Raw genomic sequence first — 21,604 nt, forward strand, 5'->3', positions numbered from 1 at the left:
CTCGGCCGCCGGGCACATCGCCGTATGGCCCTCTTGTCCGCAAGCCGTATGGTCGCAATACTCCGCGAGGCACCGCATAACCTCGTAGGGGGGAACAAATGAGGAACAAGGGGCGCAGGGACACCACTTCACGCCGCGGTACCGCCGGACGGGCGGGGCACCTCGCCGCGCCGCTCGGTGCGCTCGTCCTGCTCGTGGCCACCGCGCTCGCCCTGCCCACCGCGCAGGCGGCCCCCGGCGGCCGGGCCTCGCCCGCCCACCTCGCCGCGGCGGTCCGCGCGGCGGAGTCCGCCGACGTCCCCGGCAGCGCCTGGTCCGTCGACCCCGGCAGCGGCACCCTGGTCGTCCTGACCGACGCGACGGTCTCCCACGCCGGGCTCGACGCGCTGCGCCGCGCGGCCGGTCCGTACGACGGCGCCGTCCGCTTCGAACGCGCCGCCGGGGCCTTCCGCCACTTCGCCGCCGGGGGCGGCACCGCCGCCTACGGCGACGGCTTCCGCTGTTCGGTCGGCTTCAACGTCCGTTCCGGGGGCGCCTCCTACTTCCTGACGGCGGGTCACTGCGGTGCGGCCACGGACCGCTGGTACGCCGACGCCGCCCGGACCCGTCCGCTCGGGACCACCGTCGCCCACCGCTACCCGGGCGACGACTACGCCCTCGTGCGCTACGACTCGGCGAAGGGCCACCCCGGCAAGGTCGGCCGGCAGGACATCCGGAAGGCCGCCACGGCGTACGTGGGCGAAGCCGTCAGGCGCGCGGGCTCCACCACCGGCGTGCACAGCGGCACCGTCACCGGACTCGGCTTCACGGTCAACTACGGCGGCGGCGACATCGTGCGCGGGCTCATCCGCACCGACATATGCGCAGAACCCGGCGACTCCGGAGGCCCGTTGTACGACGGCACGAAGGCGCTCGGCCTGACGTCGGGCGGCAGCGGCGACTGCGCGAACGGCGGCACGACCTTCTACCAGCCGCTGCCCGAGGTGCTGAAGGCGTACCGGGTCGCCGTCTACTGACCGCCGACGGACGGGAGGTGCGCGCCCGGTGGCGCTCACGCCGTGAAGCGCACCTCCCGTCCCGTCTCCCGTCCCGTCGTCCCCGGCGCCGCGAACGCCAGCAGGCGCTCGCCCTCCGCGGCGAGCGCGTCGCGCGCCGCGCGGGGGAGGGGCGCGTACGGCAGGACGTGGAGCACGGCCGCGCCGCGCGAGGACTCGATGCGCCACAGTCCGTGGACGAAGCCGTCGTGGAGGAAGAAGCCGCGGTTGCTGCCGCTGCCGGGGAGGGTGGGGAGGGAGGCGCCGGCACGGGGGGCCGGCGGCATGATCCGCGAGCGGTCGGCGTGCGACAGCGCGATGTTGTCGTACTGCGGGAGGAAGCGGGCAGGTGCCGGGGTGCCGCGATCGGGGAAGGGCGCGCCGGGGACGTCGTACAACTCGGCGCCGTTCTCGTCGCGGTAGACCCGCAGACCGGGACGGAGCCGCTCGATCACCGCGCGCACACCCGTGAGCCCTGACCACACCGCGACGTCCTTGGCCGTCGCGGGACCGAACGCGGCGAGGTACCGCAGGACGGTCCGGTCCGGGGCGGCGCCCTCCGCGAAGTCGAAGGAGCGGCCGAGCCACTGCTCCGCCGGGGTCTGCAGGGCGGCGCCCGAGGTCCGCCACAGACCGCGCGGCGGCGGCTGGACCGTCGGCACGCGGGCGGTCACCGCCAGGCTCAGCGGGAGCCGTTCGCGCTCCGGCCACCGCTCCCGCAGACCGTCGCCGAGCCGGCTCGCCGGGAGCGGGCCGGCGGTCAGGAGCGCGCGGCCCGCCTCGGCGACCTCCGCGAGGTCGAGACCGGCCAGCTGCCGCCGGAACTGCCCGAGCAGCCGCCGCTCGAGGACGTCCTGGACCACCGGCCGCAGCACCATGCAGTCCTCGGCGGTCACCAGGTGGACGGTCCAGCGCAACAAGGACATGCGCACCGCGCGGCGGTCCGCCAGCATCCCCGACAGCTCGTCCGGCGCGAAGCCCGCGATCCGCGACCACAGCGCCACGTACGGGTCCTGCGGCTCCTGCGCCTGGAGACCCACCAGGTGCCCGACCACGTGTTCCGCGCTCACGTCCGCGCGCCGCAGCAGGAACTGGCGGGCCAGCAGCGAGCGGTTGAGGGTGCGGTGGTCCAGTGCGGTGCCCTCGGGAAGGGTCTGCGTCTCCATGACGGCACGGTATCCATCCATGCGGTCAGAAGCTGTCCGCGACGACTGCCAGACTGGAGCCGTGCTGGAAACCTCCGCCCGCTTGCTGCGGCTGCTCTCCCTGCTCCAGTCACGGCGCGACTGGACCGGCCCCGAACTGGCCGGGCGCCTCGAGGTCACCGCCAGGACGGTGCGCCGGGACGTGGAGCGCCTGCGCGCGCTCGGCTACCCCGTGCACGCCACCCCCGGTACCACCGGCGGCTACCGGCTGGGCGCGGGCGCCGCCCTGCCCCCGCTCCTGCTCGACGACGAGGAGGCGATCGCCGTCGCCCTGTGCCTGCGCACGGGCGCGGGCGGCAGCGTCGAGGGCATCGAGGAGACGTCGCTGCGGGCGCTGGCCAAGCTGGAGCAGGTGCTGCCCTCCCGGCTCCGGCACCGGGTCCAGGCCATGGGCGCGGTCGCCGTCTCACACCCGCCGGCGCCGGAGGGCACCGTGGCGTCCGACGTCCTGGCCCTGATCGGCGCGGCCTGCCGCGACCGCGAACGCCTCCGTTTCGACTACCTCACGCACGACGGCACCGCCGGCCGCCGCAGCGTCGAGCCGCACAGCCTCGTCCACCACGGCCGCCGCTGGTACCTGCTGGCCTGGGACACCGACCGCCAGGACTGGCGCACCTTCCGCGTCGACCGCATGGACCCCAAGGCGCCCACCGGTCCGCGCTTCGCGCCCCGCCGGCCGCCCATGGACGCCGCCTCCTGGGTCGCCCGGGGCGTCACCTCCCGCGCCTACCGGCACCAGGCGGTCGTGACCCTGCACGCCTCCGCCGAGTCCCTGGCCGACCGGGCATCCTGGGGCTTCGCCACCATCGAGGCCTCCGGCCCCGACCGCTGCCTGCTGCGCACGGGCGCGGAGTACCTGGACGTCCTCGCCCTCTACATCGGCACGCTCGGCGTCGATTTCGAGGTCCACGAACCCCCTGAGCTGGCGGCCCACCTCCGCGACGTCGCCGCCCGCCTGGCCCGGGGCGCGGGCGGGGCGGACGGGGCGGACGGGGACGCGTAGATCAGGGCGTGGGTCGGGGCGTGGGCAGGCCGAGGTGCCGGAGGACGGAGCCGGCGGCGCGGATGACGGCGGCGCGGGACTCCTCGGTGGGGTCGAGGGTCTCGAAGCCGTGGCGGCCGTGGGGCACGTCGACCACCTCGACGCGGGCGCCGCACTCCTCGGCGGCGGCGAGGAAGCCCGCGACCGTGCCGGCGATGTCCGGCGCCTCCCGCCCCGCGCGGGTCAGCACCACCGGCAGCGGACCGGCCGTGCGCAGCGCGGTCGCGGGGCGGAAACGGGGCTCCACCGCGCCCCAGTGCGGCACGGGCGCGAGCACGGGGTAGCTGGCCGCGACGCACCGCAGCCAGGCCGGCGGGGCGGCGAGCCAGTCCGCCGCGAGCAGTCCGCCCACGGAGAAGAACCACAGCGCGACGCGGTCGCCGTCGACCCGGGGGTCGGCGCGGACCAGGTCCACCGTCCCGGCGACGTCGTCCGCGGCGCGCGCGAAGTCGGCCATGCCGTGCAGCCGGTGGTCCACGGTCGCGCAGACCGCGCCCAGCCCGGCCAGGTACCGGCCGTAGCCGGTGAAGGAGGGCCAGTCGCGCGGTGTCGGCCGCGCGCCCGCGGGTACCGGCCCGCCGTGGACGAGGACCACCGCGGGCCGCGGCCCGTCGGCGTCCGGCAGATGGAGGTCGACCCGTCCGTGGCGCTCGCGGGGCCGTTCGGGCAGGTCCATCAGGAAGGGCCGCAGGTGGGGCGGGAGTTCGCCCGCCGTCCCCGCCGCGCCACCGAGCCGGCGCCCCTCGCCCGCCGAGGCCCGCAGCAGCGCGTCGGCCAGTTCGCCGGGGACGGAGAGCATCGGCCAGTGCCCGGTGGCGAGTTCGAAGAAGGTGACCCGCGGATCGACGAGCGCCCGCAGCCGCGGGTCGCCGAAGCCGACCAGCGCCTCGACCCTGGCGATGTCCGATCCGTTGGCCGTGCACAGGATTCCGGTCGACGGCACCTCGGCCGCCGCCCCGGACAGCCGCAGCGGCTGGGTGAGCGTGCCCGCGGGCTGCGGCGCGGCACGCCGGGTCAGCCGGGCCAGCGCCTCCTCCGGGACGCCGTCGAGACTGCCCCACCGCTGCCATCCGTCCTGGCCGGGCGGGGCGACGGGGCCGTCGTCCGCGGGCCGCCCCTGGGTGTGCCGCAGCCGCTCGTGGACCGCCGGATCGGGCACCAGCGAGAGCGCCTGGTCGCCGTCCCCCGGGATCCCCGCGTCCAGGTGGACGACGCGGGCGATCCGCGCAGGGCGACGGTCGGCGGCGCCGAGCACCGGGTGGATGCCGTAGCCGTGGCCGACGAGCACCACCCCGGACGCGTCGTCGTGGCCCGCCTCGTCGACGAACCGCAGCACGTCGCCGACATGCGTCTCCAGGTCCGTGCCCGGTCCCGCCGCGTCGCCGTCCCCGTCCATGCCGGTGAGCGTCACCGGATGCGCCCGCGCCCCCGACTCCCGCAGCCGCGCGGCCACGTCCTGCCAGATCCAGCCGCCCGTGTGGGCCTCGGACACCAGGATGAACACCGTCATGAACGCCTCCCGTACACCGTGGTCCGCGGACCCCGGCTCCGTACCGGGTCCCCGCGCTCGCCGGTACCGTAGGAACTCCCCCTGAGGGAGGTTCAAGCCGTGTCGCCTGACGGCATGTGGAGCATCGGGGAACTGGCCGCGCAGGCCGGCGTCACCGTCAAGACCGTCCGCTTCTACTCCGACCGCGGCCTGCTGCCCGAGGCGGGCCGCAGCACCGGGGGGCACCGCCGGTACGGCCCCGAGGCACTCGACCGGCTCCGCCTGATCCGCTCCCTGCGCACCCTCGACCTGGCGCTCCCGGACGTGGGGCGGCTGCTGGACCGCGAGGACTCCCTGGCGGACGCGCTGGAGGACGCCGTCGCCGGGAGGCTGCGCGACCTCGGCACCCAACTGTCCGCGCTGCGCTGGCGCGAGGCAGCCCTCCACGCGCTCCGGGACTGCGCCGCCGCGGAGCGCGCCGACCGGCTGCGGCTGGTCGGCGCGCTGTCCACCCCGCCCAGCACGGCCCCCATGCGGCGGTTCTGGCGGCGCTGGCTGCCGCCGCGGCTCCCGGCCGGACTGGTCGGCCGGATCCTGGAGTTGTCGGTGCCGGAGCCTCCCGCCGACCCGACGCCCGGCCAGGTGCTGGCCTTCGCCCGGCTGCACGCCTTCACCACGGGTTCCTGCCCCGACGACGTGCGCCCACGGCCCGAGGAGTACTGGTCGGGCGCGGGCGGCCGCCCCGCCGTGCTGTACGAGGGACTCGGCGAGGCGTACGACCTGGCCGCCGCGGAACTGCTGGCCGGACGGGAGCCGCGCGAGGGCGACGCCCTGGACTGCTTCGTGTCCGCCTACGCCCTGGCGTACGGCACCCGGGACACGCCCGCTTTCCGGCGCCTGCTGGCCGGACTGCTCGCCGCGGAGCCGCGCGCCGACCTGTACTGGCAGCTCACCGCGGAGCTGTGGGGCCCGGCGCGGCCCACCCCGGGCGCCGCCGACGACTGGCTGCGCACCGCCCTGTCCGCGTAGCGGCGGGACCGGGCCCCCGCGCCGGTCCCGGATCCGGGCATCCGCGCCCGTATCCGGCGGATTCGCCGCGATGTACCGTGGAAGTACGCGATCCCGGACGGCAGGGGGCCGTGATGGTCGTCGAGTTGATAGCCGCTGTGCTCTCGGCCGGAGCTCTGTACTTCGTGGCCGGCGCCCGCGTCGTGCAGCAATTCGAGCGAGGCGTGGTGTTCCGCCTCGGCCGGGTCAGGGGCGGGGAGCGGGGGCCCGGGTTCACGATGGTCGTGCCGGTCGTCGACCGGATGCGGAAGGTGAACCTGCAGATCGTCACGATGCCGGTGCCCGCGCAGGAGGGCATCACCCGCGACAACGTCACCGTCCGGGTCGACGCGGTGGTCTACTTCAAGGTCGTCAACGCCTCCGACGCGATCATCAACGTCGAGGACTACCGCTTCGCGGTCTCGCAGATGGCCCAGACATCGCTGCGCTCCATCATCGGCAAGAGCGACCTGGACGACCTGCTGTCCAACCGGGAGAAGCTCAACCAGGGCCTGGAGCTGATGATCGACAGCCCCGCCATCGGCTGGGGCGTGCAGATCGACCGCGTGGAGATCAAGGACGTGTCGCTGCCGGAGACGATGAAGCGCTCGATGGCCCGGCAGGCCGAGTCCGAGCGGGAGCGCCGGGCCCGGATCATCAACGCGGACGCGGAGTTCCAGGCGAGCAAGAAGCTGGCCCAGGCCGCGCACGTGATGGGCGACGCCCCGGCCGCGCTGCAGTTGCGGCTGCTGCAGACGGTCGTCGCGGTGGCCGCCGAGAAGAACTCGACGCTCGTCCTGCCGTTCCCGGTGGAGCTGCTGCGCTTCCTGGAACGCGCCCAGCCGGGCCCGGCCGTGGCCGCGCCCGCCGCCCCGGCCGACCCGCCGCGTGAGCCGGCGCCGCCGCCCCCGCCCCCGCCTGCGGCGGGGCCGGTCCCCGGCGAACTGCCCGATCCGCTGCTGGAGAGCGTCCGGCCGCGGCCGTCGGACGCGGTGTGACGCGGGGCGTCCGCCGGGGGCAGGGCGGCCCGCTCCGACCGCGACCGGTCCTGTGCCGTCCGGCGCCGGGGCCGGCTGCCGGGCACACGGGATGTCGTCGTGCCCACGACCAGGCCCGGCCTTGCGCGCGGGAGCGGGGCCGGTGTCCGTCGGGGCGTCGGGCCCGCCGCGGGGGCCCGACTCGACGTGACCGGTGCCGCCGGCCCCGGCCGACGGGAGGACGCGCTGGTCGCGGGCGGGGGCCACGGACAGCCGGTGACCCGGACAGGCGCGGCCGCCGGAACCGGGTCGCCGCCCGGTGACCGTTCGGCTCCGGAGGCCTCAGGAGGGGCCGGGGCCGTTCGCGGGTCCCGCGTCCGGGCGCCAGATGTACGGGACGGTCGTGGTGACCGCCACCAGTCCCAGCCGCCGCAGGACGGGCGCACTGTCCGCCGAGGCGTCCACCTGCACCAAACGGTGGCCCGCGGCCACCGCCAGCCGGGCCCGGTGCGCCACCGTCGCCCGGTAGACACCGCGCCCGCGCCACCGCGGCAGCGTCGAGCCGCCCCACAGGGACACGAAGTCCGTGCCCTGGTGGAAGCGGGCCCAGCCCGCGCAGACGACGGTGTCCCCGCTTTCGGCGACGACCACCACGCACGGGTCGCCCGGCCCGGCGACCTCGCTCTCCAGCATGTCCGGCAGCCAGTCGTGGCCGACGCCCCAGATCTCCTCCTCCATGGCGCGGATGCGCTCGAAGTCCGCGCGTGAGGTGACCTCGCGCAGCGTCACGCCCTCCGGCGGCCGCGGCTCACCGGCCAGCGCCGCGGCCTCGCCCACCAGCACCGTCTCCGGCTCGTCGGGAACGAAGCCGGCCGCGGTCAGGCGCTCCGGCAGCCCGGGCGGCAGGTCGTGCCCGTGGTACTTCCACTCCACAGCCACACCGAGGCCGGCGAAGTGGTCGCGCTCCCCGGCGATCAGCGCGTCCAGCTCCGGCCCGTCCAGCCCGCCGAGGTCGCGGTAGTCGAGGAAGCCCGCCTCGCCGTGGCGGTAGGTCTTGCGCAGCAGGGGGCCGACCCGTTCCACCGACGCGTGCCGGGAGAAGCCGTCGGGGACGCGGGCGCGCAGCTGCGCGTCGTACGCGGCGCGGTACTCCGGCGCCGTCGCGGAGGGTTCGGAAGTGCTCATCGGGCGGAGTCCACCACAAGCCCGGGGCGGGGGCGACCGAATTTCCCGTCATGAACGCTTCGCGCCGGCGCGCCGTATGACAGGCGGCACAGCGCCGCCCCTCCGCTGTCGACGACCGGACCCCGTATCCCCCCACTGGAGGTCTTGAGTTGAAGCACAAACACTTACCGAAACGGAAGATCGCGCTGGTCGCGGCCGGTGCCGCAGCGGTCGCCGCGGCCGCGGTCCTGCTGCCGGACGCCAAGGCGTCGCAGTCCCCGGCACCGTCGCGGGACGCCGCACCGCCGCGGGCCCTCAGTGCCCGTTCGGCGGCGGAAGCGGCCTCCCGGCTCACCGCGGAGTTCGGCTCGTCGACTGCGGGGGCCTACTGGGACCCGGCCACCGGGCGGCTCGTGGTCAACGTCACCGGGAACGACACCGAGGCCGTCCGCCAGGCCAGGCAGGCCGGCGCCGTGTCCCGCCGGGTCCGCAACACCACCGCAGAACTGACGGAGGCTGCAGGGACGTTGAAGCAGAAAGCCACCATCCCGGGCACCGCCTGGGCCGTCGACCCGAGGACCAACCAGATCCTGGTCACCGCGGACCGCACCGTCACCGGCGAGAAGTGGGACACGCTCCAGGCCGCCGTGCGCTCGCTCGGCAGCGGCATGGCCCGGATCGAGAAGTCCGCGGGCCGGATCACGCCGTTCGTGGCCGGCGGCGACGCGGTCTTCGCCGACGGCGCGCGCTGCTCGCTCGGCTTCAACGTCGTCAAGGACGGCGCCCCGGCCTTCCTGACCGCCGGCCACTGCGGTGCCGCCTTCCCCACCTGGTCCGACGCGCAGGGCGGCGCCCCCGTCGCCACGGTGGCGACCGCGACCTTCCCCGGCGACGGCGACTTCGCCCTCGTGACGTACGACGACCCGAACACCGACGCGCCCAGCGAGGTCGACCTCGGCAATGGCCAGGCCCTGCCGGTCAACGGGGCGGCGGACGCGGCGGTGGGCCAGGAGGTGTTCCGCATGGGCAGCACCACCGGCCTGCACAACGGCACCGTCCTCGGCCTCGACGCCACGGTCAACTACCCGGAGGGCACCGTCACCGGGCTCATCCGGACCGACGTCTGCGCGGAGCCGGGGGACAGCGGAGGTTCGCTGTTCACCCGTGACGGGAGCGCGATCGGGCTCACTTCGGGCGGCAGCGGGGACTGCGAGGCGGGCGGTGAGACGTTCTTCCAGCCGGTCACCACGGCTCTGGCCGCGGTGGGCGCGGAACTCGGCTGACGTGCCGCGCTGACGCGCGGGGGTCCCGCGGCGGTTCAGCGGTTGAGCGGGAAGGCCATCACGGTGGCGCCGACGTGCACGGTCCGCGGGGCCGTCCTGCGGGGGGCCCGCGCGTCCTCGTGCAGTCCGACCAGCAGCGCCGCGAGCCGGTGCGGGAAGTCGTCCCAGAGTTCGGCGTCCTCGGCATTCGCGGTGTGGCCGGCACCCCCGGCACCCCCGGCATCGGGTGCCCGGTGCTGCCAGGCGCACGGCGGCTCCACGAGGCCCGCTGCCGCGAGGCGGCGCAGATGGTTCAGCATGCGCAGCCGGCCGGGGTGCGCCGCGGGTCTGAGCGTGGTGTCGGTCGCCGTCATGGCGGTCAGTAAACCGTGCCGTCCCCTTGCCTTCGCAACCCCTTCGGGGTCTTCGGGCCCCCGGGGCGTGACGCGTGTTGACGCGCGGGGCGAACGGATACGCGCGTGACGTCCGGACGTGACCGATCTCGCACCGCCGCCGGGTTTGGGCCGTGCCGAGCGGCGCGTACCCTCACCCTCCGCAGCCGAGGCCGCCGCCGGACGTCCCGGAACGGGAGACGTGGAGGCTCTCCGTACGGTCGCGGCCGGCCGGCAGACCGCTGTCCCGGGTGAAGCGCGGGGCGGCGGCGAGGGACCGGGTGAGAGGGAGGCGCCCGCGGGTCCGCCGCAGCGCGCGGAGCGTCGGTCTCTTGCCGCACGGGGCGGGACACGGCGACGCCGTTCACGCCCGAGGGCCGGTACAGCGCCTTGTGGGCCGCCAGTTGCAGCGGATGCGACAGCCCGGCCATCACCCCGGAGACACGGGCGGTGCCGTGCGGCCCGGCGTCCACGGGTGCCGCGCAGATGGAGCGCGAGCAGGGCGACGGTGGCCGCGCCGCGGGGGACCGTCGCGCAGGTACGCCGCCCCGTACGGATCCGTCACCTCATCGAGTGAAGCGCGCGGCGCGCGCAGCAGTACGGCCGCCGCGGCGAGCAGCTCCACCGCGACCGCGGAACATGTCCATACGAGCCAGGAGATTCCCACCACCCCCTGGAGGCGGTGTGCCCGGTGGCGCACGAGGGGACGCCCCGTTTGAGCAAGGCCAGAGGTTGGGCGTAGCGTGAACCGCCGTGACGGACCCGGTGGATCGCGTGGCAGTGGTGTGTGATCGTATCGACCGGCTCGACGCCCGGGTGAGGGCGTTCGTGCCCGAGCCCGACCGGCGGGGCCGGCTCGCGGCGGAGGCGGCCGCGGCGCCGCCGGGCGTGCTGTCCGGGGTCGCGGTGGGCGTCAAGGACATCGTGCGGTGCGACGGGACGCAGACCCGCGCCGGGTCGCGGGTGCCGGCGGAGGAACTGGCGGGGCCGCAGGCGCCGCTGGTGGACCGGCTGCGCGCGGCGGGGGCGCTGATCGCGGGGAAGACGGTGACGGCCGAGTTCGCGGTGACCGCGCCGGGGCCGACCCGTAATCCGCACAACACCGCGCACACGCCCGGCGGTTCGAGCAGCGGATCGGCGGCGGCCGTGGCGGCGGGCATGGTGCCGCTGGCCGTCGGCACGCAGACCGTGGGCTCGGTGATCCGGCCCGCGGCCTTCTGCGGGGTGGTGGGCTTCAAGCCCACCTTCGGGCGGATCCCGGTGGACGGGGTGATCGCCAACGCCCCGAGCTTCGACACGGTCGGCGTGCTCGCCGCCGATGTCGCGGGTGCGGCGCTCGGCGCGTCCGTGCTGTGCGACGACTGGCGGGAACCGGAACGGGGCCGGGGATCCGAGCCGGAGCCGGGGACCGCCCGGCGTCCGGTGCTCGGCGTCCCGGCCGGACCGTACCTGGACCGGGCCGGGGCGGAGGCGCGGGCGGCCTTCGCCGCGCAGACCGCCCGGCTGGCGGCGGCGGGCTGGACCGTGCGCGAGGTGCCGGTGATGGACGGCCCCGGGGAGTTCGAGGCGGTCGTACGGCAGTTGTTCACCATGAACCGCTACGAGGTGGCCCGCACCCACGCCGACTGGTTCCCCCGCCACGGCCGGCTCTACCGCGAGCAGACCGTCGCGGCCATCCGCGAGGGGCAGGCGATCGCCCGCGACGACTACGAGCGGGCCGTGCGCGAGCGCCGGGCCGTCCGGGCCCGTCTGCTGGACGCGATGGAGCGGATCGACGTGTGGCTGGCGCCGTCCGCGACCGGCCCGGCCCCGTTCGGCCTGGGCAGCACCGGCGACTCGGTGATGTGCCTGCCGTGGAGCAACGCGGGCTTTCCCGCGGTGAGTCTGCCCGCCGGGTACGCCGCGAACGGCCTGCCACTGGGGCTGCAGGTCGTCGGGCGTCCCGGCGAGGACGAGGAACTGCTGGGGTGGGTGGCGGAGTTGGCTGCGGTCGTCATGCCTCGGTGAAGACCAGGTCCTCGATCGGCCGGGTGATCCGTACGGTGCCGTCGTCCGTGACCTCGATGGCGTGGTGCAGTCCGCGTACCTGGGTGTGCGGGGTGGGCGAGGAGGTGATCCGGTACGTGTCGGCCGCCCCCGCGAGGAAGGCGCGGAAGGAGCCGAGGGAGAACTCTCCGGACGCGAGGTGGTCGAAGAGGCGCCGGAAGAGCTTGGGGACGACCACCGCCTCGTCGGTGAGCGAGGAGAGCCCGGTGACCTTCGCCCCCGCGGTGCTCACGTCCTGCGGCCACAGTCCCGTCCCCGCGGTCCTGGCCTGCCGGGTGACCGCGGCCAGTTCCTCGCGCAGGTCCTCGAAGAGGTTGCTGTAGAAGGTCGGGTAGACCAGCCCCTGCGCGATCAGGTGGTGGTTGACCGTTCGGCGCAGCAGCGGCACGCCGACCGTCACCTCCTGGCCGCTGCGGGTGCCCTCCGGCAGCGGGCCGCGGCCGGCCAGCGCGACGCAGCGGCCGTGCACGTCGACGCCGCCGGTCAGGATCCACCCGGGGACGCTCTCGGGGACGGCGGAGACGACCCGTTCGCTGTCCGGCGCGCGCCGCACGTCGGTGAACCCCAGCCACGTCAGCAGTTCGTCCCGGGCCGCGTGGGCGAAGGGCAGTGGCTGGTGGCCCGGCGTCGAGGTCGGTCCGTAGTGGGTCTCCAGGGCGTCGACGGCGTCCAGGCGCAGCTTGCCCCGGCAGGAGTCGGTGAGGTCGAGCCGCGCCGCTCCGGGGACGCGGTTCCAGTCCGGGTGGCGGGTGGGGACAAAGCCCACGGTGTCGCCGTCCGGCTCGGTGCCGGTTATCCGGAAGGACCCTTTGACCAGCAGCATCGGCATGGCGACTTCCCCCTCGGGTGCGCGCCGGCAGTGACGTCGTGTGCAGGAAACCACGCGGAGGGTGGCGGAGGACAGGGATCCGGCACGCTTCCGGCACGTCTCCGGCATGTCTTCGTACGTGTGTTCGAGAAGTGGTCTATGGTGGGTACCGGAGGGTCCGGAAGGGGGGAGATGTGAGCGGTCGGAGGTGCGTATGCCGGGATTCACGCATCTGCACACCGTCTCCGGCTTCTCGCTGCGGTACGGGGCCTCGCACCCCGAGCGACTGGCCGAGCGCGCCGCCGAGCGGGGCATGGACGCGCTGGCGCTGACCGACCGGGACACCGTGGCCGGCATGGTGCGCTTCGCCAAGGCCTGCGCGCGGGCCGGGGTGCGGCCGCTGTTCGGTGCCTCGCTCGCGGTGCCCGCGGCGTACGACGGTCAGGCCGCCCAGCCGTCCGGCGGCCGGCGGCGCACCCCGGTGCGCGGCGGCTCCTTCGTCCCGGAGGCGACCGACCGGGCGGTCTTCCTCGCCCGGGACCGGCGCGGCTGGGCCGCGCTGTGCCGGCTGATCAGCGCCGCCCATGCCGGGGACGGGGGGCTGGGCTGGGAGGACCTGGGGCAGGAGGGGGTGTTCGTGCTGCTGGGCGCGGACTCCGAGGTCGGCCGGGCGCTCGCGGCCGGCCGCCCCGACCGGGCCGCGAAGCTGCTGCGCCCCTGGCGCGCGGCGTACGGGGACGCGCTGCGCCTGGAGGCCGCCCACCACGGCCGCGCCGGCACCGGACCGGGCTCGCTGCGGCTGGCCGCGCGCATCGTCGGCTTCGCCGCCGAGCAGGGGGTGACCCCCGTACTGACCAACGCCGTCCGCTACGCCGATCCCGGGCAGGGGGAGGTGGCCGACGTGCTGGACTCGGCGCGCCGGCTCGTGCCCGTCGACATCCGCAGGCCGGAGAGCCTGGACGGAGGCGAGCGCTGGCTGAAGGACGCGGGGGACATGGCGCGCACCGCCGAGCGGATCGTGGAGGCGGCCGGTCTCCGCCGCTCGGACGCGCACCGGCTGCTGCGCGCCACCGAGGACACCGCCGCGGCCTGTGCCGTCGACCCCGCGGACGACCTGGGGATCGGGCAGGTGCACTTCCCCGAGCCGGAGACGGTGGGGGCCGGCGCCCGCACCGCCGACCGCGTCCTGCGCTCGCGCTGCGCCGCCGGGATGGTCCGCACCGGGCACGACCGCGAACCGCGCTACTGGGCGCGGCTGGAGGACGAACTGCGGATCATCGAGCAGCTCGGCTTCGCCTCGTACTTCCTCACCGTCGGCCAAGTGGTCGCCGACGTACGGGAGATGGGCATCCGGGTCGCCGCGCGCGGCTCCGGCGCGGGCTCGCTCGTCAACCACCTTCTGGGCATCGCCGCCGCCGACCCCGTCGACCACGGCCTGCTCATGGAGCGCTTCCTGTCCGGACGGCGCGCCTCCCTGCCCGACATCGACATCGACGTGGAGTCCGCCCGTCGGCTGGAGGTCTACCGGCGCATCCTGGACCGGTTCGGCAGCGAGCGGGTCGCCACCGTCGCCATGCCCGAGACCTACCGGGTCCGGCACGCGGTCCGCGACGTGGGCGCCGCCCTGGGGCTGGAACCGGAGCAGACCGACCGGCTGGCCAAGGCCTTCCCGCACATCCGGGCCCGCGACGCGCGGGCCGCGCTCGCCGAACTGCCCGAGCTGCGGCAGGTGGCGGGGGAGGACCACGGCCGGCTGTGGGAGCTGGTCGAGGCGCTGGACGCGCTGCCGCGCGGGGTCGCCATGCACCCGTGCGGGGTGCTGCTGTCGGACGCCGGGCTGCTGGACCGCACGCCGGTGATGCCGACCAGCGGCGAGGGCTTCCCGATGTCGCAGTTCGACAAGGACGACGTGGAGGACCTCGGGCTGCTCAAGCTCGACGTGCTCGGGGTGCGGATGCAGTCCGCGATGGCGCACACCCTGGACGAGGTGGAGCGGACCGGCGGCGGCCGGATCGACCTGGACGACCCGGCGCAGGTCCCGCCGGGGGACCCGGCCACCTACGAACTGATCCGCTCCGCCGAGACGCTGGGCTGCTTCCAGATCGAGTCGCCCGGGCAGCGCGACCTGGTGGGGCGGTTGCAGCCCAGCACCTTCCACGACCTGGTCGTGGACATCTCGCTGTTCCGTCCGGGCCCGGTCGCCGCCGACATGGTGCGGCCCTTCATCGACGCCCGGCACGGCCGCAAGCCCGTCCGCTACCCGCATCCCGACCTGGAGGACGTGCTGAGCGAGACCTACGGAGTCGTCGTCTTCCACGAGCAGTTGATCGAGATCATGCGGGTCATGACCGGCTGCGACCGGGGGTTCGCCGACGAGGCCCGGCGGGCGCTGTCGGACGAGGCGCGGCAGGGCCGGGTCCGGGCCTGGTTCGCGGACCGGGCGCGGGAGCGCGGTTACCCCCGCGAGGTCGTCCGGCACACCTGGGAGATCGTCTCGGCCTTCGGCGCGTACGGCTTCTGCAAGGCGCACGCCGTCGCCTTCGCCGTCCCCACCTATCAGTCGGCCTGGCTCAAGGCGCACCATCCGGCGGCCTTCTACGCCGGGGTGCTCACCCACGACCCGGGCATGTACCCCAAGCGGCTGCTGCTCGCGGACGCCCGGCGGCGCGGGGTGCCGGTGCTGCCGCTGGACGTCAGCCGGTCGGGCGCGGCCTATCGAATCGAACTGGTGTCTGATGAGGGGGGTGGTGCCGGGATGTGGGGTCTGCGGCTCGCACTGTCGGAGGTGCACGGCATCAGCGAGGCCGAGGTCGCCCGGATCGCCGCCGGGCAGCCCTACACCTCGCTCCAGGACCTGTGGGAACGCGCCCGTCCCGGCCGGGCCGTGGCCGAACGGCTGGTGCAGGTCGGCGCGCTGGACGCGTTCGGCGGCAACCGCCGCGACCTGCTGCTCCATGTCGCCGAGCTGCACCGGCAGGGCCGCGCCTCCGCGTACGACGGGCAGCTCGCCCTCACCGGGGGAGAGGCGGCGGCCCCGCCGCCGGCCGGCCTGCCCGACATGGACGCGGCCGAACGGCTCGGCGCCGAGCTCGGCGTGCTCGGCATGGACACCTCCCGGCACCTGATGGAGGACCACCTCGCCTTCCTGGAGGAACTGGGCGCGATCCCGGCGAAGCGGCTGCGCGAGGTGCGGCACGGTGAGACCGTCCTGGTGGCCGGCGCCAAGGCCGCCACCCAGACCCCGCCCATCCGTTCCGGGCGCCGGGTCATCTTCACCACCCTCGACGACGGCACCGGCCTGGTCGACCTCGCTTTCTTCGACGACAGCCACGAGGCCTGCGCGCACACCGTCTTCCACTCCTGGCTGCTGCTGGTCCGAGGGGTGGTCCAGCGCCGCGGCCCGCAGAGCCTGTCCGTCGTCGGCTCCGCGGCGTGGAACCTCGCCGAACTCGTCGAACTGCGCCGGCAGGGCGGCCTGGAAGCGGTCGCGGCACGGCTGGCCGAGGCCTCGGGCGAGGCCCCGGGCGAGCCCGTGGGCCTGCCCGTCGCGCCGCCCGACGGCCGCCGGGTCCGGATGTCCACCGGCTACGAGATGCACCCCTGGGCCGATCTGCGCCCCGCCGGCGAGGGCGCCCCCACCGGACGCAAGCTCTGGCACTCCAGCCCGGGGAGCGCGGGACGATGACGTACGGCGATTCCGGGCGGGGGACCGGCGGCGCGGCGAGCATCCTGCACGTGCGCTGCGCTCCGGCCCTGCCCGAGGAGGGCTACCGGGCGGTGCTCGACCTGCTGCGCGAGTTCTCGCCCGTCGTCCAGGCGGTTCCGCCCCGGGCGGCGCTGGTGCAGGCGCGGGGCGCGCAGCGGTACTTCGGCGCGGACGCCGAGCGGATCGCGTGGCTGGTGCGGCTGCGCGCGATGGCGCGGCTGGCCACGGACCTGCGGATCGGGGTCGCGGAGACCTGGGCGGTGGCGGCGACGGCCTCGGACCGTGTGGCGGGACCGGGCGGGATCCTGATCGTGCCCGAGGGCGCGGCGGACGCCTTCCTGGCGCCGCTGCCGGTCGAGGCCCTGCACGGCATCGGCCCCCAGCAGGCCGAGGCGCTGCGCACGTACGGGCTGCACACCATCGGGGCGGTCGCCGCGGTGCCGCCGGGCGTCGTCGAACGGATCCTGGGCCGGCGCGCGGGCCGGCTGGCCGCGGAGCGGGCGCGCGGCACGGACCCCCGTCCCGTCTCCCCCAAGGACCTGCCGCCGTCGGCCGGTGTGACGCACCGTTTCACCCGGCACGAGCTCGACGGCCCCGCCGCCCGGGCCGCGCTCCTCGACCTGGTGGTGCGGCTGGGGGCGATGCTGCGCGGCCGCCGGCAGGTCGCCGGGTCCTTGTCCCTGACGCTGCGGTTCACCGGCGGCGCGCGCTGGGAGAAGACCCGGCGGCTCGCGGAGCCGTCCGCGCACGACGAGGATCTGCGGACCCTGGCCTACCGGTTGATGGACTCGGCCGGTCTGCAGCGGGCACGCCTGGCCGGCATCGGGCTGCGCGCCGAGGACCTCGTCGGTGCCGAACGGGTGGCCCAGCAGCTCTCGCTGGACCCGATGCGCGCGTCGCACCTGACGGCGGAGGCGGCCGTGGACCGGGTGAACGCCCGGTTCGGCTTCGGCGCGGTGCGTCCGGCCGCCACGTTCCGCAAGGCCTCCTAGCGCTCCCTTGTCACGGGGCCGTGAAGGCGGTGTGACACATTCTTTACCGACCGGTAGCTGGCCGGTTTTTGTTACCCGTGCGTAAATTGACGGAAGCTCAGCAATCTTGTGATCCGGATCACAGGTCGTCAGGGAACGGTCCCCCCTGCTCTTTCCCCCACCTGCGAGGAGATCGCTCGATGCTGCACTTCAGACGGACACCAGCGCTCCGGCTCCTCTCCGCCCTCACCCTCGCCGCCGCCCTCACCGTCACGCCCGCCCTGGCCGGCACGGCCGCCGCCGCCCCCGCCCCCACCCGAGCCGCCGCCTCCGCCCCCAGCAGTGGCTGGAACAACTGGTCCTGCAAGCCCTCCGCCGCCCACCCGCGCCCGGTCGTCCTGGTGCACGGCACCTTCGGCAACTCCATCGACAACTGGCTCGGCCTCGCCCCGTACCTCGTCGCGCGGGGCTACTGCGTCTACTCCCTCGACTACGGCCAACTGCCCGGCGTCCCGGTCTTCTACGGGCTCGGCCCCATCGCCGCGTCGTCCCAGCAGCTCTCCGACTACGTCGACCGGGTCCTCACGGCCACCGGCGCGGCCAAGGTCGACATCGTCGGGCACTCCCAGGGCGGCATGATGCCGCGGTACTACATGAAGTTCCTGGGCGGTGCCGCCAAGGTCAACGCGCTCGTCGGGATCGGCGCCGACAACCACGGCACCGATCTGAACGGACTGCTCAACCTGCTGCCCTACTTCCCCGGGGCGGCCGAGGCCATCGAGCACCTCGCACCCCAGGGCCTCACGGACCAGATGGCCGGATCGGCCTTCCTGACCAAGCTGAACGCCGGCGGCGACACCCTCCCCGGCATCCACTACACGGTGATCTCGACCAGGTACGACGAGGTCGTCACGCCGTACACCTCACAGTTCCTGTCAGGACCCGACGTCCACAACGTGGTGCTCCAGGACCTGTGCTCGCTCGACCTGTCCGAGCACGTCCTCATCGGGCTGACCGACCGCATCGTCTTCCACGAGACGGCCAACGCCCTCGACCCGGCGCACGCCACCCGGACCGACTGCACGGACGTCTTCAGCTGATCCACCCCGTGCCGCTGCTTCCGGTCCCGGCGGGACCGGAAGCAGTCCATGTCGTACGCGGGCGGTATCCGCTGTCCGCCGTCCGTCGTTCGCTGTCCGCCGTCCGGCTCAGGAGTGCCGCCGGCTGCGCGGGGTGCGCCGCGGCGGCCTGGTGAGGGTGATCTGCCGGACGAGCTGGTGGAAGCAGGACAGGGCCGCGATGGCGGGGAGGGCCGCGACGGTCCAGTTGGTGATCGTCCTGGGGGCGCAGGCGATGCAGAAGAGGATGGCGAACGCCGAGAAGAGCAGCACGACGGCCCACGAGTGCGGGGCGCGGCGCTGGTGCAGGGCGGCGCGCAGGATCGACAGCGAGGCCACCATCCACGGGCCGTACACCAGCAGCGGCCACCAGTCGGCCAGGCCCGAGGACCCGTCGGCGGAGGCGATGTTCCGCAGCGGGTCGTGCGCGATCATCCCGCCGAGCACGCTCACCATGGCCACGATGGTCGCCGCCAGCGCGGCGGCGACGAAGCTCAGCGTCTGGGTCCGCGTCAGCCGGCGCCGCAGCGCGGCCCGGCGGATCTTGCGGTGCCGGCGCCGCGTGAGGGGGAGCTCGTGCGTAGCGGTGTCCGGGGCGTGCTGGAAGACGTCCTCCTCGTCCTCCTCCCCGGACTGGTCGAGCAGCTGCGCCAGCTCCTCCTCGGACGCCCACGCCCCGTTGAGGACGTCGAAGTCCGGGGCGGAGAAGACCCCGTTCCCCGAGGTGTCGTCGGAGGACTGGCGGGGGCTGTAAATGGTGGGACCGTGGAGATGATCCTCGTACGGCAGACCATTCTCAGGGCGGAAACGGTCCTGCAAAGGCGGCATGAAGGCATTCCTGTCGGGGCCGGGCGTGGAGACAACGGGAGCGGGGGACGTGGGAAAGGGGGAGGAGGCGGCCCCTCAGTACGGCGCCGCCCGGTCGATGCCGGAGCAGCGACGGGTGAAGTCCCCCTCGATCCCCGCCATCTCCCTCGTGAACTGCTCCAGCTCCGAGGAGCAGTGGACGAGGGGGACCCGCTCGTCACCGCGCTCGATGTAGGCGTCCGAGGAACTGCCGAGGAAATGCTCGGTCCGCGGGATGAAGACCCACTCCCCGAGGGGGAAACCGGGCGGGGTGCGCGGGGGGTGCGTGCGGCGGACGGACGCCGGGACGGTCCGGGGGGTCGCGCTCCCGGACGACGCCTCAGGCGCGCTCTGGGGATTGACTGTAGCCACATCCCCACAACGATGGCCGGCATGCGATGGACTTGGGCCACACGAGTGACCCCGGCGCGCCTGCCGGCGCTCGCGCCCGCCCCGAGTGCCGCCCCACAACGGCGTGTTGACCTGCGGGCCAACGCATCCGGGGGATGGCAGGGTGTCCCCATGACCGAACCGCCCCGCCGCCCCGGCTCCCTGCAGTTCGTCGACGCCGTCGTCGACCCCGGAACCTGGCGCGGCTGGGACCGGCCCCTGTCCCCGCCGCCCCCGCACCTCGACGGCGAGGAGTACCGGGCCGACCTGGCCCGGGCCCGCGCCCGGACCGGGCTCGACGAGTCGGTGGTCACCGGCGAGGGCGACGTACGCGGCCGGCGGGTGGCCGTCGTCGCGGGCGAGTTCGGTTTCCTCGGCGGGTCGATCGGCGTGGCTGCCGGGGAGCGGCTGGTCCGGGCGATCGAGCGGGCCACCCGCGAACGGCTGCCGCTGCTGGCCGCACCGGCGTCCGGCGGGACGCGCATGCAGGAGGGCACCATCGCGTTCCTCCAGATGGTGAAGGTCGCCGCGGCCATCACCGACCACAGGGCGGCGGGACTGCCCTACCTGGTCCACCTGCGCCACCCCACCACCGGCGGAGTCCTCGCCTCCTGGGGCTCGCTCGGCCACGTCACCACCGCGGAACCCGGAGCGCTCATCGGCTTCCTGGGCCCCCGGGTGCACGAGGCCCTGTACGGCGAGCCGTTCCCGCCCGGGGTCCAGGTCGCGGAGAATCTGCTGGCCCACGGCATCGTGGACGCCGTCGTGCCGCTCGCGCGGCTCGCCGGGGCGGCGGCGCGGGCGCTGGCGGTGCTGTGCGGCGAGGCCGCCCCCGCGGTGGCCGACGGCCCGGGGGACGCCACCGCCGGGGACGTACCGGCGGCGGAGTCGATCCGCCGCTCCCGGCGGCCCGAACGGCCCGGACTGCGCGCCCTGCTGACGGTGGCCGGCCAGGACGTGACCCTGCTCAGCGGCACCGGCGCGGGGGAGCGGGACCCCGGACTCCTGCTCGCGCTCGCCCGGATCGGCGGCACCCCGTGCGTCGTCCTCGGCCACGACCGGCACGAGACCGACGACGGACGGTCCCCCGCCCTCGGCCCCGCCGGGCTCCGGATGGCCCGCCGCGGCATGCGCATCGCGGCCGAACTGGACCTGCCCCTGCTCTCCGTCGTCGACACGGCGGGCGCCGCGCTGTCCCGGGAGGCCGAGGAGGGCGGCCTCGCCGGCGAGATCGCCCGGTCCCTGGCGGACCTGGTGACCCTTCCCTCACCCACGCTCTGCCTCCTCCTCGGGCAGGGCGCCGGCGGCGGCGCCCTCGCGCTCCTGCCCGCGGACCGCGTGCTGGCCGCCCGGCACGCATGGCTGTCCCCGCTGCCGCCCGAGGGCGCCTCCGCCATCCTGTACCGGACGACCGGGCGGGCCGACGAGGTCGCCGCCCGGCAGGGCGTGCGCTCCGCCGACCTGCTCGCGCGCGGCATCGTCGACCGCGTCGTCGAGGAGGCGCCCGACGCGGGGCGCGCCGAGGATGCCGCGGACGCCCCCGAGGCCTTCCTCACCCGCCTCGGCACGATCCTCGGCGCCGAACTCGCCGGCCTCCGCACCCTCCCCCGCGCCCCCCGGCTCGCCGCCCGCCGCGCCCGCTACCGCGAGTTGGGCCTGCACTGAGTCGTGCGTACGGAGCGGTGCGGGGGGAGCGACCGCGCCGGCGGCTGCGGCGGCATGGATGTGCCGCGCGTGGCGTGGTCGCCGATCGGGCGCTGGGCGGGACCTGCGTCGTTCGGCGCGGCGGATGAGCGGAACGGCCCCCGGGCCGGCCCGGGACGCGAGCCGCCTCCGTGCGACGCCGCTGCGGTGCGGGCGGCTCGCGCGGTGCTGCCCGTGTCGGCGGCTTGGTGTCCTGGACCGGCGGGGGCCGTGGGCCTGTTGTGCTGCCGCAGGCCCGTTGGGGGGACAGCCCGGGCAAGGCGACTGCGACGGCACGGCTGCGGGCGGCGGGGACGCGTCGCGCGGGTGTGGCCGGCGGTCGGGCGGTGGGCGGGATCTGCCCGGTTCAGTGCCGCGCACCGGTGCGGGGGAGGGGGCGCGGTCCTGCTCGCATCAGCGGGAG

Annotated in this window: 17 protein-coding genes; 10 read left to right on the plus strand and 7 right to left on the minus strand. The window is 75.4% G+C overall.

What is annotated here, in order from left to right; genetic code table 11:
- Positions 1–98 precede the first annotated feature (98 nt).
- On the plus strand, positions 99–1,016 hold the full coding sequence (locus PV364_RS21995; RefSeq protein WP_319661867.1) for a S1 family peptidase: 918 nt from the start codon (positions 99–101) through the stop codon (positions 1,014–1,016).
- A gap of 35 nt (positions 1,017–1,051) precedes the next feature.
- On the opposite strand, the gene PV364_RS22000 is transcribed toward PV364_RS21995, so the two are convergent.
- Positions 1,052–2,200 (minus strand): winged helix DNA-binding domain-containing protein, encoded by a 1,149-nt coding sequence (locus tag PV364_RS22000; RefSeq protein WP_319661868.1) that lies wholly within the window; start codon positions 2,198–2,200, stop codon positions 1,052–1,054.
- A gap of 61 nt (positions 2,201–2,261) precedes the next feature.
- Between PV364_RS22000 and PV364_RS22005 the strand changes: the two genes are divergently transcribed.
- Positions 2,262–3,242, plus strand: a complete 981-nt coding sequence (locus tag PV364_RS22005; protein WP_319661869.1) for a YafY family protein — start codon at positions 2,262–2,264, stop codon at positions 3,240–3,242.
- A gap of 1 nt (position 3,243) precedes the next feature.
- Here PV364_RS22005 and PV364_RS22010 read toward each other — a convergent pair whose 3' ends face one another.
- Entirely contained in the window at positions 3,244–4,791 is a 1,548-nt protein-coding gene (locus PV364_RS22010; RefSeq protein WP_319661870.1) for an alpha/beta hydrolase, read from the minus strand.
- 99 nt (positions 4,792–4,890) lie between these two features.
- Here PV364_RS22010 and PV364_RS22015 point away from each other — a divergent pair, with 99 nt between their 5' ends.
- Both PV364_RS22015 and PV364_RS22020 read left to right on the plus strand, forming a co-directional pair.
- A complete protein-coding gene (locus tag PV364_RS22015; RefSeq protein ID WP_401976799.1) occupies positions 4,891–5,799 on the plus strand; it encodes a MerR family transcriptional regulator in 909 nt (302 codons plus the stop codon).
- A gap of 113 nt (positions 5,800–5,912) precedes the next feature.
- Positions 5,913–6,815, plus strand: a complete 903-nt coding sequence (locus PV364_RS22020; protein ID WP_319661871.1) for a slipin family protein — start codon at positions 5,913–5,915, stop codon at positions 6,813–6,815.
- Positions 6,816–7,136: 321 nt separating this feature from the next.
- Here PV364_RS22020 and PV364_RS22025 read toward each other — a convergent pair whose 3' ends face one another.
- Positions 7,137–7,979, minus strand: coding sequence for a GNAT family N-acetyltransferase (locus PV364_RS22025; protein ID WP_319661872.1), 843 nt, complete (start codon positions 7,977–7,979; stop codon positions 7,137–7,139).
- A 149-nt stretch (positions 7,980–8,128) separates the two neighbouring features.
- On the opposite strand from PV364_RS22025, the gene PV364_RS22030 reads away from it, so the two are divergent.
- Positions 8,129–9,241: a S1 family peptidase gene (locus PV364_RS22030; RefSeq protein WP_319661873.1), complete on the plus strand. Its 1,113-nt coding sequence runs from the start codon at positions 8,129–8,131 to the stop codon at positions 9,239–9,241.
- A gap of 35 nt (positions 9,242–9,276) precedes the next feature.
- Here PV364_RS22030 and PV364_RS22035 read toward each other — a convergent pair whose 3' ends face one another.
- Positions 9,277–9,594 (minus strand): hypothetical protein, encoded by a 318-nt coding sequence (locus PV364_RS22035; RefSeq protein ID WP_319661874.1) that lies wholly within the window; start codon positions 9,592–9,594, stop codon positions 9,277–9,279.
- A gap of 771 nt (positions 9,595–10,365) precedes the next feature.
- On the opposite strand from PV364_RS22035, the gene PV364_RS22040 reads away from it, so the two are divergent.
- Complete coding sequence (locus tag PV364_RS22040; protein WP_319661876.1) at positions 10,366–11,619, plus strand: amidase; 1,254 nt, start codon at positions 10,366–10,368, stop codon at positions 11,617–11,619.
- Here the strand turns inward: PV364_RS22040 and PV364_RS22045 are convergent.
- Complete coding sequence (locus tag PV364_RS22045; RefSeq protein ID WP_319661878.1) at positions 11,606–12,487, minus strand: nuclease; 882 nt, start codon at positions 12,485–12,487, stop codon at positions 11,606–11,608. The genes PV364_RS22040 and PV364_RS22045 overlap by 14 nt on opposite strands.
- A gap of 193 nt (positions 12,488–12,680) precedes the next feature.
- On the opposite strand from PV364_RS22045, the gene PV364_RS22050 reads away from it, so the two are divergent.
- From PV364_RS22050 to PV364_RS22060, 3 genes are all read left to right on the plus strand, one after another.
- Positions 12,681–16,151 (plus strand): DNA polymerase III subunit alpha, encoded by a 3,471-nt coding sequence (locus PV364_RS22050; protein WP_319661880.1) that lies wholly within the window; start codon positions 12,681–12,683, stop codon positions 16,149–16,151.
- Positions 16,148–17,164, plus strand: coding sequence for a hypothetical protein (locus PV364_RS22055; protein WP_319661881.1), 1,017 nt, complete (start codon positions 16,148–16,150; stop codon positions 17,162–17,164). The genes PV364_RS22050 and PV364_RS22055 overlap by 4 nt, the downstream gene beginning before the upstream one ends.
- Positions 17,165–17,343: 179 nt before the next feature.
- Positions 17,344–18,243, plus strand: coding sequence for an esterase/lipase family protein (locus PV364_RS22060; RefSeq protein ID WP_319661882.1), 900 nt, complete (start codon positions 17,344–17,346; stop codon positions 18,241–18,243).
- A gap of 108 nt (positions 18,244–18,351) precedes the next feature.
- Here the strand turns inward: PV364_RS22060 and PV364_RS22065 are convergent, their stop codons facing one another.
- Entirely contained in the window at positions 18,352–19,089 is a 738-nt protein-coding gene (locus PV364_RS22065; protein ID WP_319661883.1) for a DUF2637 domain-containing protein, read from the minus strand.
- Between the two features lie 75 nt (positions 19,090–19,164).
- Positions 19,165–19,479 (minus strand): hypothetical protein, encoded by a 315-nt coding sequence (locus tag PV364_RS22070; protein WP_319661884.1) that lies wholly within the window; start codon positions 19,477–19,479, stop codon positions 19,165–19,167.
- A 150-nt stretch (positions 19,480–19,629) separates the two neighbouring features.
- Here PV364_RS22070 and PV364_RS22075 point away from each other — a divergent pair, with 150 nt between their 5' ends.
- Positions 19,630–21,162 carry a carboxyl transferase domain-containing protein gene (locus tag PV364_RS22075; protein WP_319661885.1) on the plus strand — a complete coding sequence of 511 codons (1,533 nt, stop codon included), beginning with the start codon at positions 19,630–19,632 and terminating at the stop codon, positions 21,160–21,162.
- Positions 21,163–21,604 lie beyond the last annotated feature (442 nt).

Source organism: Streptomyces sp. MI02-7b (assembly GCF_033793585.1).
In the GTDB taxonomy this organism is placed as follows: Bacteria; Actinomycetota; Actinomycetes; order Streptomycetales; family Streptomycetaceae; genus Actinacidiphila.